Here is a 14935-nt window from a genome sequence, read left to right as displayed (position 1 = left end):
CCCTCAGACCATCTCGTGGGTGGTCAGCCACCGCATCACCGGCCACCCGACGAACACCGGTAGCCAGCAGGTCAGCATCCGGTACAGCAGGACCGACGGCACGCTTACGGCCGCCGGCACGCCGAACGCGGCCAGCCCACCGATCAGCGCCGCCTCGACCGCCCCGACGCCGCCGGGTGTGGGCGCCGCGGACGCCAGCGTGCCGCCGACCATGGTGACCACCGTGACGGCGACGAAAGTCGTTCCGCCGCCGAAGGCTTGGATGCTGGCCCACAACGCCAGCGCCGCGCCGAGGGTGGTGCCCGCACAACCCAGCAGGATCAGGGCCAGGCGGCGCGGTTCGCGGGCCAGCTTGATTAGATCGGTCACCACCTCGTTCAGCTTGGGGCGCACCTCGGTCGCCAGCCACTTGCGCAGCGTGGGCACGAACAGGAACGTGCCGACGATGCCCAGCGCGATCCCCGCGATCAGGTACAGCAGCGTCGCGCTCGGGACGAAATGCCGCAGGTTCATCGAGGCGCCGGCCGCGGCGCTGAACAAGACCAGCAGCGCCAGATGCGTGATCACCTGCACCGACTGCTGCAGCGCCACCGCCGCGGTCGCCCGCATCGCAGGCAGGCCGCTCTTCTGCAAGAACCGGGTACTCAGCGCCAGCCCGCCGACGCCCGCCGGCGTGGTGGTCGCGGCAAAAGTGTTGGCCACCTGGGCGATTGACAGTGTCCAGAAGTTCACCATGCCGTCCGCACACGCCCACAGTGCTGCGGCCGCACCGACGTAGGTCAGCGCCGACACCAGCAGGCCCAGCAGCGCCCACCACCAGTTCGCGGTCCTCAGCTGGGAGAAGAACGTGGGGGCCGTGCTGATGAACGGGTAGGCCACATAGACCAGCGCGCCGAAGAGCACCAGCTGGACGATCTGGCTGCGGGTGAACCTGGTGATGGTCTGCGGCTTGATCTGATCGGCCCCGGTCTGACGCTTGACCTCGGCCCGCGCGCCAGAGATGACGGCACCGGCGTCGGGAACGGACCGCCGAATGAATCGTGGCACAGCGACTTTCGTGAGCCGGCGGGATGCGCTCAGAATGGTGTCCTTGCCGAACACCTCGATCGCCGCGCGCACCGCCGACTTCGGTTCGTAAAGGGCGGAGGCGGTGACCAGCAGCTGGGCGATGTCGGATTGAAGCTGGGCGTCGGTCGCCCCGTATTCAGCGCTGCCGAATCCGCCGAACATCACGGTGTCGTCCTCCACCGTGATGTGGTGGCTGCGCAGGTCGCCGTGGGCGATCTGGCGGTCGTTAAGGATTCGCAGCGATTCCCACAGCCGGCCAACGGGAGTCGTCTCCGCGCATTCGTCGATGGGCGTGCCGAGCGGGGGCCGGTGCGAGTAGAGCATCCACCCGCGGTCCAGCGGGGCGACGGCGATCGTCGCCGTGTTGGCCAGGCCCGCATTACCGATGGCGATGGCCATCAACGCGCGATGCTCCACGGCCCGCCGCATGGAGGTCACCAGGGGTGCGGTCTCGGCGTCGCGCAGCCGCAGCTTTCCCCACAGCTGGCGCAGCGCGCCGCCGCTACGCTGATGCGGGCCGTACAGCTCGATCTGCGCCGTATCCCCGAGATGTTCACCGTCGGCCGACAGGATCAGCGGGCCGCGGCCGGCCGGCCGGACCACGGTGAGCCGCGAGACGGTGAAGCCGCCCTTGGCCAGGGCACGCACCGCGGCATCCAGCGGCACCTCGAGCGCGGGAGTGCCGACCACGAGCACCACCAGCGAGCCGACCACCCACCCGACCGCCAGACCGACCAACGACCGCGCCGGGACGATGGCACTGACCACCAGATGGATGGGGACGAAGGCCAGCAGCAGCGCCCACCACCAGTGCCGCCAGCGCGACGGCAGCCAGGGCCCCGACACCGTCAGCACCGCCGCCAGCATCCCGATCCACCGGGGGTCATCGAGCAACTGCGCCGGCAGCGTGGTCAGCCGGTCGAGCGCGTCGAAGTGCCACTGCGGCGCGGCGAGCCCGGTGCCGCTGATCGACAACAAGACGATCGCGCTCAACCCCGCGGTGGCATAGGCGCCCAGCAGTTTCCACTGCCCGGCCACGATCAGGCCGATGAGAATCATGAACGGCAAGGCCACGATGGCCAATCCGTAGATCAGGTACACCACATCGGATTGCGTCGGCGACAAGACGCCGACGATCTGCGAAACGGATTTCTCCAGCGCGATCCATTGCGGGCGGGTGATCACCGAACCCGTGATCACCACCGCCAGGAACAGCAAGGCCAGCATCAGCCGCAGGATGTCGTTGGTCCGCCGGGTCAACGGCTGCAGCAAGTTACCGGAGACGACGATGTCGCGCCCGTCAACTCGCATGTACATCCTTCGGATTCACGCTGACACCGTGCTTTCGACCTGCTAAACGGCCCGCCGACAAGTTAACTCAATACCCGGTCCGTTGACAGCTCCCACTCATGCGGCGCGCGTAGGGTCGGGTACGTAGGCGTGCTAGCGAATTGGGGAGGCACCGGCGTGGCCAGGACGGACGACGACAGCTGGGAGATCACCGAGAGCGTGGGGGCGACGGCGCTCGGCGTGGCGGCGGCCCGGGCCGCGGAGACCGAAAGCGAGAAACCGCTGATCAGCGACCCGTTCGCGCGGGTGTTCCTGCAGGCCGCCGGGGAAGGCATGTGGGACTGGTTCGCGGCCCCCAACCTGCCCGCCCGGGTCGCCGAGATCGATCCGGACCTCAAGCCGCGGATGCAGGGCATGGTCGACTACATGGCCGCGCGGACGGCCTTCTTCGACCAGTTTTTTCTCGACGCCACCGGCGCGGGAGTGCGGCAGGTGGTGATCCTGGCGGCGGGGCTGGACTCGCGGGCTTGGCGGCTGCCCTGGCCGGACGGCACCACGGTGTACGAGCTGGACCAGCCCCGGGTGCTGGACTTCAAGGCGTCCACGCTGCGTGACAAGGGCGCCCAGCCGACCTGCGAACTGGTCAGCGTCCCCGTGGACCTGCGCCACGACTGGCCGTCCGCCTTGCAGCGGGCCGGATTCGACGCCGAAGCGCCCAGCGTGTGGTCGGCCGAGGGGCTGTTGCCGTTTCTGCCGGCGGCCGCCCAGGAACTGTTGTTCGAGCGGGTACAGGCGCTCGGCGCGCAGGGCAGCCGGATCGCCGTGGAGGCGCCCGGCCCCGACTTCCTCGACGAGGGCGCCCGCAACCGGCAGCGCCAGACCATGCAGCGGGTGCGCGACCTGATGGCCGAACTGGAGCCCGACCGCGACATTCCCGACGTACAAGACCTCTGGTACTTCGAGGAACGTGAAGACGTGGGGGACTGGCTGGGCCGGCACGGCTGGGACGTGGCGGTCACCCCGGCGCCGGAGCTGATGGCCGGCTACGACCGCAGACCACCACAAGACATCGAAGATGCCACGCCGCAGACGCTGTTCGTGGCGGCGCAGCGCACCGGAAGGGACTGAGGATGGCGAGGACCGACAACGACAGCTGGGAGATCACCGAAAGCGTGGGGGCGACCGCGTTGGGGGTCGCTTCGGCCCGCGCGGCGGAGACCCGCAACGAAAACCCTTTGATCACAGACCCATTCGCCCAGGTGTTCCTCGATGCAGCCGGAGACGGCGTGTGGAACTGGCACTCGGCGGCCCAGCTGCCGGACGAGGTCATCGAGGCCGAACCGACGTTGCCGCTGCAGATGCAGTCGATGGTCGGCTACATGGCTTCGCGCACAGCGTTTTTCGACAAGTTCTTCCTCGACGCCGTCGGCGTGGGCATCCGCCAGGCGGTGATCCTGGCGGCTGGCCTGGACGCGCGATCCTGGCGGCTGCCCTGGCCGGCGGACATCACGGTCTACGAGCTCGACCAGACCCGGGTGCTGGATTTCAAGGCCTCGACGTTGGCCGAGCATGGGGCGCAGCCCGCCTGCAACCGGGTCGCGGTGCCGGTGGACCTGCGCCAGGATTGGCCGGCCGCGTTGCGGCAGGCGGGTTTTGACGTGTCCGCGCCCAGCGTCTGGTCGGCCGAGGGGTTGATGCCGTATCTGCCCGCCGCCGCACAGGATCTGCTGTTCGATCGCATTCAGGGGCTGACCGTTCCCGGCAGCCGGGTCGCCGTGGAGGCGCTGGGTCCGACGTTCCTCGACCCGCAGTTCCGCGCGAAGCGCCGTGAGCGGATGGACCGGATCCGCGGGCTGATGGCCGGTGTGGATCCGGACCGCCAGGTGCCCCGGACCGACGAGCTCTGGTATTTCGAGGAACGCGAGGACGTCGGCGAGTGGTTCGGCCGGCACGGCTGGGACGTGACGGTGACGCCGGCCGACGAGCTGATGGCCGGCTACGGGCGTGCCGCGCCCGAGGAAGTTCGGGACTACGTGCCCGGGAATCTGTTTGTGGCGGCGCAACGCTCGGCGAATTAGCCGCCCCGCAAATACTCGGAAAGATTTGCCGACACGCCGGTGGTCTGACCACCTGACTGGCGGTTGACCAGCCACACTGGCCGCATGGCGCTGCAGCCGGTAATTCGCCGATCGGTGCCTGAAGCGGTTTTCGACCAGATCGCGACCGATGTGCTCAGCGGCGAGATACAGCCGGGCTCGCCGCTGCCCAGTGAGCGCAGGCTGGCGGAGGTCTTCGGGGTGTCCCGCCCCGCCGTGCGCGAGGCGCTCAAGCGTCTCTCGGCGGCCAGCCTGGTCGAGGTGCGCCAGGGCGGCGTCACGACCGTGCGGGATTTCCGCCGGCACGCCGGCCTTGATCTGCTGCCCCAGTTGTTGTTTCGCCAGGGCGACCTCGACGCGAGCGTTTTCCGCAGCATCCTCGAGACCCGGTTGCGTATCGGTCCGAAGGTCGCGGAATTGGCGGCCGAACACCACGGCCCCGAACTGGCTGCGCAGCTCCAAGATTCGCTGCGCCGACTGGAGGCCTCGGATAGCCCGCCCGAGTGGCATCGTGACACGCTCGCGTTCTGGGACCACATGGTGGACAGCTCCGGGTCGATCGTCTTCCGGTTGATGTACAACCCTTTCCGCGCGGCGTACGAGCGGGCGCTGACCGCCCTGGCCACCGCGATGAACGCCGAGGTCAACCACACGGACGCGTACCGGAAACTGGCCGAGGCCATCTGCGCCGGAGATGCGGCCGAAGCGGGCAAAGCCGCCCGAGACGTCCTCGAACTCGCCAACTCCACGATGATCGCCGCGCTCGAACGACGGGGGGCGCGGCGATGAGCACCCACACCGTGATCGCCACGTACCTTCGCGGTCAGATCCAGCCCGGGATCGACGCGGTCGGCGGCTTCTTCCGGACCTGCGTGCTGACCGGCAAGGCGTTGTTCCGGGGGCCCTTTCAGTGGCGGGAGACGATCGAGCAGGGCTGGTTCATCACCAGCGTCTCGCTGCTGCCCACCCTCGCGGTCGCGATTCCGCTCACCGTGCTGATCATCTTCACCCTCAACATCCTGCTGGCGGAGTTCGGCGCCGCCGACATCTCCGGCGCCGGTGCGGCTTTGGGCGCGGTGACGCAGCTGGGCCCGCTGACCACCGTGCTGGTGATCGCCGGTGCCGGATCCACGGCCATCTGTGCCGACCTGGGCGCGCGCACCATCCGCGAGGAGATCGATGCGCTGGAGGTGCTCGGCATCGACCCGATCCACCGGCTGGTGGTGCCCCGCGTCGTCGCCGCGACCATCGTCGCCACCCTGCTCAACGGCGCGGTGATCACCATCGGCCTGGTCGGCGGATTCGTGTTCGGCGTTTTCATCCAACACATTTCGGCGGGAGCCTACGTCGGCACCCTCACCTTGATCACCGGCCTGCCCGAGGTGGTCATCTCGGTGGTCAAGTCGGCCATCTTCGGAACGATCGCCGGGCTGGTCGGCTGCTATCGCGGGCTGACCACGAAGGGCGGCCCCAAGGGCGTCGGCACCGCCGTCAACGAGACGCTGGTGTTGTGCGTGATCGCGCTGTTCGCCGTCAACGTGGTGCTGACCACGATCGGCGTGCGGTTCGGGACAGGCCGCTGACATGGCGACCGGGGCAGTACTGCGCGCCCGCTATCCGCGGACGGCTGCCAACCTCCACCGCTACGGCGGCGGCACGGCGCGAAGGCTATGGCGGATCGGCATTTTCGCGAGGTTCGCCCGGATCAGCGTCGGACAGATCGGGTGGGCGCTACGCCATTACCGGCGGGAGACGTTGCGGCTCGTCGCCGAGATCGGCATGGGCACCGGCGCGATGGCCGTCGTCGGCGGCACGGTCGCGATCATCGGGTTTGTGACGCTGTCCGGCGGATCGCTGATCGCCATCCAGGGCTTCGCGTCGCTGGGCAATATCGGCGTCGAGGCGTTCACTGGATTCTTTGCCGCACTGGCCAACACACGCATCGCCGCACCGATCGTCGCCGGGGTCACGCTGGCCGCCACGGTCGGTGCCGGCGCAACCGCCCAGCTGGGCGCCATGCGGATCAGCGAGGAGATCGACGCGCTGGAAGTCATGGGCATCAAATCGATTTCGTTCCTGGTCTCCACCCGGATCCTGGGCGGCCTGGGGGTGATCGTGCCGCTGTACGCCCTGGCCCTCGACATGGCTTTCACGTCGGGCCAGGTCGTCACGACGGTGTTCTACGGCCAGTCGAACGGCACCTACGAGCACTACTTCCGCACCTTCCTGCGCCCCGAGGACGTGGGCTGGTCGGTTCTGGAGGTCGTCATCATCGCGGTGGTGGTGATGATCACCCATTGCTATTACGGCTATACCGCCAGCGGCGGCCCGGTCGGCGTGGGCCAGGCGGTCGGTCGATCGATGCGCTTCTCACTGGTCTCGGTGGTGGTCGTGGTCCTGCTCGCCCAGTTGGCGCTCTACGGCGTCGACCCGAACTTCAATTTGACGGTGTAACGGCCATGGCGACGCCGGTGCCGCGGATGGGGCGACGCGCGTGGGTGTACGTCGAGGGCGTCATCCTGCTGTTGGTCTGCGGACTGGTTTTGATGTTGGTGTACCTGCAGTTTCGCGGGGACTTCACGCCCAAGACCGAGCTGACGATGGTCGCTACCCGGGCTGGCCTGGTGATGGAGCCGGGATCCAAGGTCACCTACAACGGGGTCGAGATCGGCCGGGTGGCCGGCATTTCGGAGATCGAGCGTGACGGCGCTCCGGCGGCCAAGCTCCTGTTGGATGTGAATCCGCGCTACATCAAGCTGATTCCGGCCAATGTGGTGGCCAGCATCGAGGCGGCCACGCTGTTCGGCAACAAGTACGTGTCGTTGACCGCGCCGGAAAACGCTTCGCGACAGCGGATCTCGCCGCACGATGTGATCGATGCGCGGTCGGTGACCACCGAATTCAACACGTTGTTCGAGACGGTCACCTCGATAGCCGAGAAGGTGAGTCCGATCGAGCTCAACGCGACGTTGTCCGCGCTGGCGCAAGCGCTGGACGGCTTGGGGGGCAAATTCGGCGAGTCCATCATCAACGGCAACGAGATTCTGGCGCAGTTGAATCCGCGAATGCCGCAGATCCGCTACGACCTGCGGCGCTTGACGGACCTGGCCCGGGTTTACACCAAGGCTTCACCCGACCTGTGGGAATTCCTGAGCAACGCGGTGACCACCGCACGCACCCTGACCCGCCAACAGGGCGACCTGGACGCCGCGCTGTTGGCGGCGGTGGGCGTCGGCCATAACGGCGAAGACATCTTCGCCAAGGGCGGGCAGTACCTGGCGCGGGGGGCCGCGGACCTGGTGCCCACCGCCGACCTGCTCGACACCTATAGCCCCGAACTGTTCTGCATGATCCGCAATTTCCACGACGCCGCCCCGGAAGTCGCGAAAGCGGCCGGCGGCAACGGCTATTCGTTGGCGGCGGCCGGATCGATCATCGGTGCGCCCAACCCCTATGTTTATCCGGACAATCTGCCGCGGGTGAACGCGCACGGCGGCCCCGGCGGGCGGCCGGGCTGCTGGCAGAAGATCACCCGGGATCTGTGGCCCGCGCCGTATCTGGTCATGGACACCGGCGCCAGCCTGGCGCCCTACAACCACCTCGAACTCGGCCAGCCGCTGGCCACCGAATTCGTCTGGGGCCGCCAGTACGGGGAGAACACGATCAACCCATGAAAATCACCGGTGCCGCAGTCAAACTCGGCGTCTTCTGGTCCGTGCTGGCGTTGTTCACCGTGATGATCATCGTCGTGTTCGGTCAGGTGCGATTCGATCGCACCACCGGGTACTCCGCGGTGTTCACCGACGCGAGCGGGCTGCGGGCCGGGCAGTTCGTGCGCGCGTCCGGCGTCGAGGTGGGCAAGGTCTCCAAGGTGACGTTGACCGATGGGGACACGCGGGTGTTGGTGGAGTTCGACGTGGATCGGACGCTGCCGCTGGATCAGGCGACGACCGCGTCGATCCGCTACCTCAACCTGATCGGTGACCGCTACCTGGAGCTCAAGCACGGCGCGAGCGGCCGGCGGCTGCCCCCGGGCGGCGAGATCCCCCTCGAGCGCACGCAGCCGGCGCTGGACCTCGACGCGCTGATCGGCGGATTCCGGCCGCTGTTCAAGGCATTGGATCCCAACAAGGTGAACAGCATCGCCCAGTCGATCATCACGGTGTTTCAGGGACAGGGCGCCACCATCAACGACATCCTCGACCAGACCGCATCGCTGACCGCGGCGCTGGCCGACCGCGACAAGGCGATCGGCGAGGTGATCAACAACCTGAACACCGTGCTCGTCACGACCGTCAAGCATGAGAAGGAGTTCGACCGAACGGTCGACAAGCTGGAGCTGCTGATCACCGGCCTGAAGAACCGGGCCGATCCGTTGGCCGCGGCGGCGGCGCACATCAGCGACGCGGCCGGAACGGTGGCGGGCCTGCTGAGCGAGGATCGGCCATCGCTACACGGCACCCTCGGACACCTCGAGGGCATCCAGCAATCACTCATCAACGACCTGCCGACCCTGGACAACGTGCTGGAGAAGCTGCCGGGCGCGTTCCGCGTCATCGGCCGGGCCGGCGGCATCTACGGCGACTTCTACAACTTCTACCTGTGCGACATCTCGATCAAAGTCAATGGACTGCAGCCCGGCGGGCCCGTGCGCACGATCAAGCTTTTCGGCCAGCCGACCGGGAGGTGCACGCCGCAATGAGAACGCTGACGGAGTTCAACCGCACCCGCGTCGGTCTGATGGGCACGCTGGTGACGCTGCTCATCATCGGTGTGGGACAGAGCTTCACCAGCGTGCCGATGCTGTTCGCCACGCCGACCTACTACGCGCAATTCACCGATACCGGGGGCATCAACGTCGGAGACAAGGTGGAAATCGCCGGGGTCAACGTGGGATTGGTGAGCTCGCTGGTGATCCGCGGCGACCGGGTCCTGGTCGGCTTCTCGATGCCCGGCAAGACGATCGGGACGCAGAGCCGTGCCGCGATCCGCACCGATACCTTCCTCGGCCGCAAGAACATGGCGATCCAGCCACGTGGCTCGGATGCATTGCAGCCCAACGGGGTAATCCCCTCCGCTCAGACCACGACGCCCTACCAGATCTACGACGCGTTCGTCGATGTCACGAAGGCGGCGACGGACTGGAACATCGACGCCGTCAAGCGGTCGCTGAACGTGCTGTCGGAAACGTTCGATCAGACCGCGCCGCACCTGAAGGCCGCCCTCGACGGCGTGGCCAAATTCTCCGGCACCATCGGCCATCGCGACGACCAGATCAAGCAACTGCTGACGAACGCCGACAAGATCACCCGGGTACTGGGCGACCGAAGCCCACAGATCGACGGCCTCCTGGTCAACGCCAACACCCTGCTCACCGCGTTCCGGCAGCGCAGCCAGGCGCTGAGCATTCTGCTGAGCAACGTGTCCGCGGTGTCCACGCAGGTATCCGGATTCATCAAGGAGAATCCCAACGCGCACCATGTGCTGCAACAGTTGGGCACGGTCAGCGACGAGCTGATCAAGCGCAAGAAGGAGCTGTCCGATGTGCTCGTGCTGGTCAGCAGATACACCGCGTCCCTGACCGAAGCGGTCGCGTCCGGACCGTTCTTCAAGGCGATCGTGGCGAATCTGCTTCCCTACCAAGTCCTTCAGCCGTGGGTCGACGCGGCGTTCAAGAAGCGGGGCATCGACCCGGAAAACTTCTGGCGCAGCGCCGGACTGCCGGCGTTCCGCTGGCCCGACCCCAACGGCACCCGGTTGCCCAATGGCGCGCCGCCGCCGGGGCCGCCGGTGCTGGAGGGCACCCCGGACCACCCGGGGCCGGCCGTTCCACCGGGATCGCCGTGTTCGTACACGCCGGCCGCCGACAGCCCGCCGCGGCCCGGAAATCCGTTGCCGTGCGCGCTTTCCGGTCAGGGCCCCTTCGGGCCGGTCCCTGGCGGTTTCCCGGCCCCGCTCGACGTCGAGGCGTCGCAGCCCAACCCCGACGGGCCGCCGCCGACGCCCGGTATCCCGAGCGCGGGTCGTCCGGGTGAGGCCCCGCCGGAAGTTCCCGGCACTCCGGTGCCGCTCCCGGCGCATGCGCCACCGGGGGCGCGTACGGAGAACCTGCGACCGGCCGGTCCGACCCCGCCCCCGTCGAGCTTCGCCCCGGTCCTGCCCGCCGCGCCGGCGGCGCCGCCGGGGCCGGGGCCGCAACTGCCGGCGCCGTTCGTCACGTCCGATGGGACAGGGGGTAGCGACCGATGAGCACCATCTTCGACATCCGCAACCTGCGATTGCCCAAGGTGTCCGCCCGGGTGTTGGTGGTCGGGGCGCTGGCGGCGGGCTTCGTCTTCACCGCGGCGGCCGCCGGAATTCAGCTCTACCGGAAACTCTCCACGACCACCGTCGTCGCGTACTTCTCCGAAACCCTCGCGCTCTACCCGGGCGACAGGGTCCAGATCATGGGGGTGCGGGTCGGTTCGATCGACAAGATCGAGCCGGCCGGCGACAAGATGCGAGTCACGTTGCACTACAACAACAAATACCGGGTCCCCGCGAGGGCTACCGCATCGATCCTCAACCCCAGCCTGGTGGCCTCGCGCACCATCCAGTTGTCACCGCCGTATACCGGGGGTCCGGTGCTGCACGACGGCGACGTCATCCCGATCGAGCGCACCCAGGTGCCCGTCGAGTGGGATCAGCTGCGCGACTCCATCAACGGGATCCTGCGGCAGCTCGGCCCGACAGCCCGGCAGCCGGCGGGGCCGTTCGGCGACGTCATCGAGTCGGCCGCCGACAACCTGGCCGGCAAGGGCAAGCAGGTCAACGACACCCTGAACAGCCTTTCGCAGGCGCTGACCGCCCTCAACGAGGGCCGAGGCGACTTCGTCGCCATCACCAAGAGCCTGGCCGAGTTCGTCACCGCGCTGTATCAGCACAAGCAACAGTTCGTTGCGCTCAACGACAACCTGGCCCAGTTCACCGACTGGTTCGCCAAATCCGATCACCAGGTGGCTGACACCATCACCCACCTCGACGACGTCCTCGATGCTGCTCGAAAGTTCTTGAACGACAATGGGTCCGCCCTGACCCATGATGTCGAGAACCTCGGCGACGTGACCACCACAATTCTGCAACCCGAGCCGCGAGATGGCCTGGAAACCGCCTTGCACGTGCTGCCTACCTTCGCCGGCAACTTCAACAACCTCTACCAGCCCGCACACAGCTCACTGGTGGGCTTGTTCGTGTTTCCCAACTTCGCCAACCCCATTCACTTCCTGTGCAGCGCCATCCAGGCCGGCAGCCGGCTGGGTTATCAGGATTCGGCCGAACTGTGCGCGCAGTATCTGGCCCCAGTGCTCGATGCCATCAAATTCAACTACCCGCCGGCCGGCCTGAACCCGTTCAACTCCGCGGCCACCCTGCCCAAGGAAGTGGCGTACTCCGAAGAGCGGCTGCACCCGCCGCCCGGATACAAAGACACCACCGTCCCGGGGATCTTCTCGCGCGATACCCCCTTTTCGCATGGCAACCACGAGCCGGGGTGGGTGGTCGCGCCCGGGATGCAGGGCACGCAGGTCCAGCCGTTCACCGCCGACATGCTCACGCCCGAATCCCTCACCGAGCTGATGGGGGGTCAAGACGCCCCACCACCGCCGCCCGGGGCCAACTCTTCCGGACCGCCGAATGCCTACGACGAGGCGAATCCGGCTGCCCCGCCATGGTTTTCGCGACCCGCACGGCTGGGACCGGGCCAGTGACGCGCCGGGCGGTCGGGGCCGCCCGCCGCGGGCTGGTGTTGCTGCTGGCCTTGTTACTGGCCCCGGTGATGTTGGCGTCCTGCAGTTGGCGGGGCATCGCCGACGTGCCGCTGCCGGTCGGCCACGGCACCGGGGCCGAGCACATGACGATCTACGTGCAGATGCCGGACACGCTGGCGTTGAACACCAACAGCCGGGTCAGGGTTGCCGACGTATGGGTCGGCACGGTGCGGGCCATCACCCTGAAGAATTGGATCGCCACGCTGAGGCTGGATCTCGATCCGGGTGTGCAGCTCCCGGCGAATGCGACCGCGAAGATCGGCCAGACCAGCCTGCTGGGCACCCAGCACATCGAGCTGGCCGCGCCGAAAAACCCGTCTGTGCAACGCTTGAAGAGCGGCGACACCATCCCCCTGAAGGATTCCTCGGCCTATCCCACCGTCGAGCGGACGCTGGCCAGCGTCGCGGTGATCCTCAATGGCGGCGGCATCGCGAACCTCGATGCGATCCAGACCGAGGTCGTCAATATCCTCGATGGCCACGCCGAGCAGATTCGCGAATTCCTCGGGCGGCTGGATACTTTCATCACCGAATTGAACCGCCAACGCGATGACCTCACCGGTGCGATCGACTCGAGCAATGAACTCCTGACCATCTTCGCGAACCGTAAGGACACGCTGGACCGGGTCCTGACCGACATCCCGCCGCTGATCCAGCATTTCGCCGATACCCGAGAACTGTTCGCCGACGCCACCGAATCCCTGGGCCGATTCAGCAGCGCCGCCAACCGGGCGCTGGCCGACACCCGGGCGAATCTCTACCGGAGCCTGCTCTCGCTGCAACGACCGTTGGGCCAACTCGTCCCGGCCTCCCCGTTCGTGGCCGGCGCGCTGAAATTGGGCCTCACCGCGCCGTTCAACATCGACGACGTCAACCAGGTAATCCGCGGTGACTACGTCAACGTCTCCGCCGCACTCGACCTGACGCTGTCCACCATCGACAACACGATGCTCACCGGTACCGGACTGTCGGGCGCACTGCGCGCGCTCGAGCAGTCGTGGGGCCGGGATCCGAACACCATGATCCCGGATGTCCGCTACACGCCGAACCCGAACGACGCCCCCGGCGGGCCGCTGGTGGAAAGGGGTGAATGAAAGATGTTGCCCCGCATGATCAAAACCCAGCTGGTGCTGCTGACGGCGGTGGCGGTGGCCGCGGTGGCGGTCCTTGGCTGGTACTACCTGCGGATACCGAGTCTGGTCGGTGTCGGTCGTTACACCCTGTACGCCCAGCTGCCGCAGTCCGGGGGCCTTTATCGAACGGCCAACGTCACCTACCGGGGAATCAGCATCGGCAAGGTCACCCGGGTCGAACCGACCGAGCGCGGCGCCCGCGCAACGATGAGCATTGAGGACGGCTATCAAATACCGGCCGACGCGTCGGCCAATGTGCATTCGGTCTCGGCGGTGGGCGAGCAGTACCTCGACCTGGTGTCTACCGCCAACCGCGGGCCATACCTGGCGGACGGCCAGACGATCAACAAGAGCACGGTGCCCAGCCAGATCGGTCCCGCCCTGGATGCCGCCAACCGTGGATTGGCGGTGCTGCCCAAAGACAAGGTCGCCTCGCTGCTCTACGAGGCGTCGCAGGCCGTGGGCGGGCTGGGGCCGTCGCTTCGGCGCCTGGTGGACGCGACCCAGGCGATCGCACACGACTTCCGGGGCAGTATCGGCGACGTCAACGACATCATCGGACGTTCGGCGCCCATCATCGACAGCCAGGCCGATTCCGCTGACACGATTGGGCGTTGGTCCGCCAACCTGAACACCTTGGCCGCCCAGACCGCGCAGCAGGATCGGTCGCTGCGCAGCATCCTGGCCAACGCGGCGCCGACGGCCGCGCAGGTGAACGCTACCTTCGGCGGCGTGCGGGAGTCGTTGCCGCAGACGCTCGCCAATCTCGAGGTCGTGATCGACATGCTCAAGCGCTATCACAACGGCGTCGAGCAGGCGCTTGTGTTCCTGCCGCAGTCGGGGGCGATCGCCCAGTCGGTGACCGCGCAATCGCCGGGCCAGGCCGCGCTCGGGGTCGGCGCCATATCACTCAACCAGCCACCGCCGTGCCTGACCGGTTTCCTTCCCGCGTCGCAGTGGCGCGCGCCGGCGGATACCAGCACCGCGCCGCTGCCGGCTGGCACCTACTGCAAGATCCCGATGGATGCAACGAATGTTATTCGCGGAGCGCGCAATTACCCGTGCGTGGACGCGCCGGGAAAGCGGGCGGCGACTCCGCGGGAGTGCCGCAGCACCGAACCCTACGTGCCCGCGGGTACCAACCCCTGGTACGGCGACCCTGATCAGATACTGACCTGCCCGGCACCGAGCGCGCGTTGTGACCAGCCCGTGAAACCGGGCCTGGTGATCCCGGCGCCGTCGGTCAACAACGGCCTCAACCCGCTGCCCGCCAACCAGTTGCCGGGTACGCCACCGCCGATCAGCGATCCGCTGCAGCGCCCGGGATCGGGCACCGTGTTGTGCAATGGACAGCAGCCGAACCCGTGCACGTACACCCCGAGCGCGCCGCCCGCGGCGCTCTACGACGTGCGCAGCGGCTTGGTCGTGGGACCCGACGGTGCGGTGTATTCGGTTGCGAATTCGACCAACATCGGTGACGAGGGCTGGAAGAAGATGCTGGGGCCGGCGGGCTGATCCGGCGGGCGGCCCGTCGGCCCCAGCA

The 14935-nt window shown here is 67.5% G+C and carries 12 protein-coding genes; 11 read left to right on the top strand and 1 reads right to left on the bottom strand.

Annotated elements, in window-relative coordinates:
- Nucleotides 1–3: 3 nt before the first annotated feature.
- Nucleotides 4–2379, bottom strand: coding sequence for a lysylphosphatidylglycerol synthase transmembrane domain-containing protein (locus B8W69_RS00060; RefSeq protein WP_085288301.1), 2376 nt, complete (start codon nt 2377–2379; stop codon nt 4–6).
- A gap of 156 nt (nt 2380–2535) precedes the next feature.
- On the opposite strand from B8W69_RS00060, the gene B8W69_RS00055 reads away from it, so the two are divergent.
- The 11 genes from B8W69_RS00055 to B8W69_RS00005 all read left to right on the top strand — a co-directional run bounded on the left by B8W69_RS00055 (nt 2536) and on the right by B8W69_RS00005 (nt 14907).
- Nucleotides 2536–3486, top strand: coding sequence for a class I SAM-dependent methyltransferase (locus B8W69_RS00055; RefSeq protein ID WP_085287949.1), 951 nt, complete (start codon nt 2536–2538; stop codon nt 3484–3486).
- A 2-nt stretch (nt 3487–3488) separates the two neighbouring features.
- A complete protein-coding gene (locus B8W69_RS00050; RefSeq protein WP_085287948.1) occupies nt 3489–4436 on the top strand; it encodes a class I SAM-dependent methyltransferase in 948 nt (315 codons plus the stop codon).
- 84 nt (nt 4437–4520) lie between these two features.
- On the top strand, nt 4521–5243 hold the full coding sequence (locus B8W69_RS00045) for a FadR/GntR family transcriptional regulator (protein ID WP_085287947.1): 723 nt from the start codon (nt 4521–4523) through the stop codon (nt 5241–5243).
- Nucleotides 5240–6037, top strand: coding sequence for an MlaE family ABC transporter permease (locus B8W69_RS00040; RefSeq protein WP_085287946.1), 798 nt, complete (start codon nt 5240–5242; stop codon nt 6035–6037). The genes B8W69_RS00045 and B8W69_RS00040 overlap by 4 nt, the downstream gene beginning before the upstream one ends.
- Nucleotide 6038: 1 nt before the next feature.
- Nucleotides 6039–6908 carry an ABC transporter permease gene (locus B8W69_RS00035; RefSeq protein WP_085287945.1) on the top strand — a complete coding sequence of 290 codons (870 nt, stop codon included), beginning with the start codon at nt 6039–6041 and terminating at the stop codon, nt 6906–6908.
- Between the two features lie 5 nt (nt 6909–6913).
- Nucleotides 6914–8128, top strand: coding sequence for an MCE family protein (locus tag B8W69_RS00030; protein WP_085287944.1), 1215 nt, complete (start codon nt 6914–6916; stop codon nt 8126–8128).
- Nucleotides 8125–9156 carry an MCE family protein gene (locus tag B8W69_RS00025; RefSeq protein ID WP_085287943.1) on the top strand — a complete coding sequence of 344 codons (1032 nt, stop codon included), beginning with the start codon at nt 8125–8127 and terminating at the stop codon, nt 9154–9156. The genes B8W69_RS00030 and B8W69_RS00025 overlap by 4 nt, the downstream gene beginning before the upstream one ends.
- Nucleotides 9153–10703, top strand: coding sequence for a virulence factor Mce family protein (locus B8W69_RS00020; RefSeq protein ID WP_085287942.1), 1551 nt, complete (start codon nt 9153–9155; stop codon nt 10701–10703). Before B8W69_RS00025 ends, B8W69_RS00020 begins: the two co-directional genes overlap by 4 nt.
- Nucleotides 10700–12199, top strand: a complete 1500-nt coding sequence (locus B8W69_RS00015) for a virulence factor Mce family protein (RefSeq protein ID WP_085287941.1) — start codon at nt 10700–10702, stop codon at nt 12197–12199. Before B8W69_RS00020 ends, B8W69_RS00015 begins: the two co-directional genes overlap by 4 nt.
- Entirely contained in the window at nt 12160–13353 is a 1194-nt protein-coding gene (locus tag B8W69_RS00010) for a virulence factor Mce family protein (RefSeq protein WP_085287940.1), read from the top strand. Before B8W69_RS00015 ends, B8W69_RS00010 begins: the two co-directional genes overlap by 40 nt.
- 3 nt (nt 13354–13356) lie before the next feature.
- Entirely contained in the window at nt 13357–14907 is a 1551-nt protein-coding gene (locus B8W69_RS00005) for an MCE family protein (protein WP_085287939.1), read from the top strand.
- Nucleotides 14908–14935: the final 28 nt, after the last annotated feature.

This window comes from Mycolicibacterium vulneris, from assembly GCF_002104765.1.
GTDB classification, from domain to species: domain Bacteria; phylum Actinomycetota; class Actinomycetes; order Mycobacteriales; family Mycobacteriaceae; genus Mycobacterium; species Mycobacterium vulneris.
The sequence above is the reverse complement of the archived record's forward strand: the minus strand, read 5'-3'. Positions and strand labels throughout refer to the sequence as shown.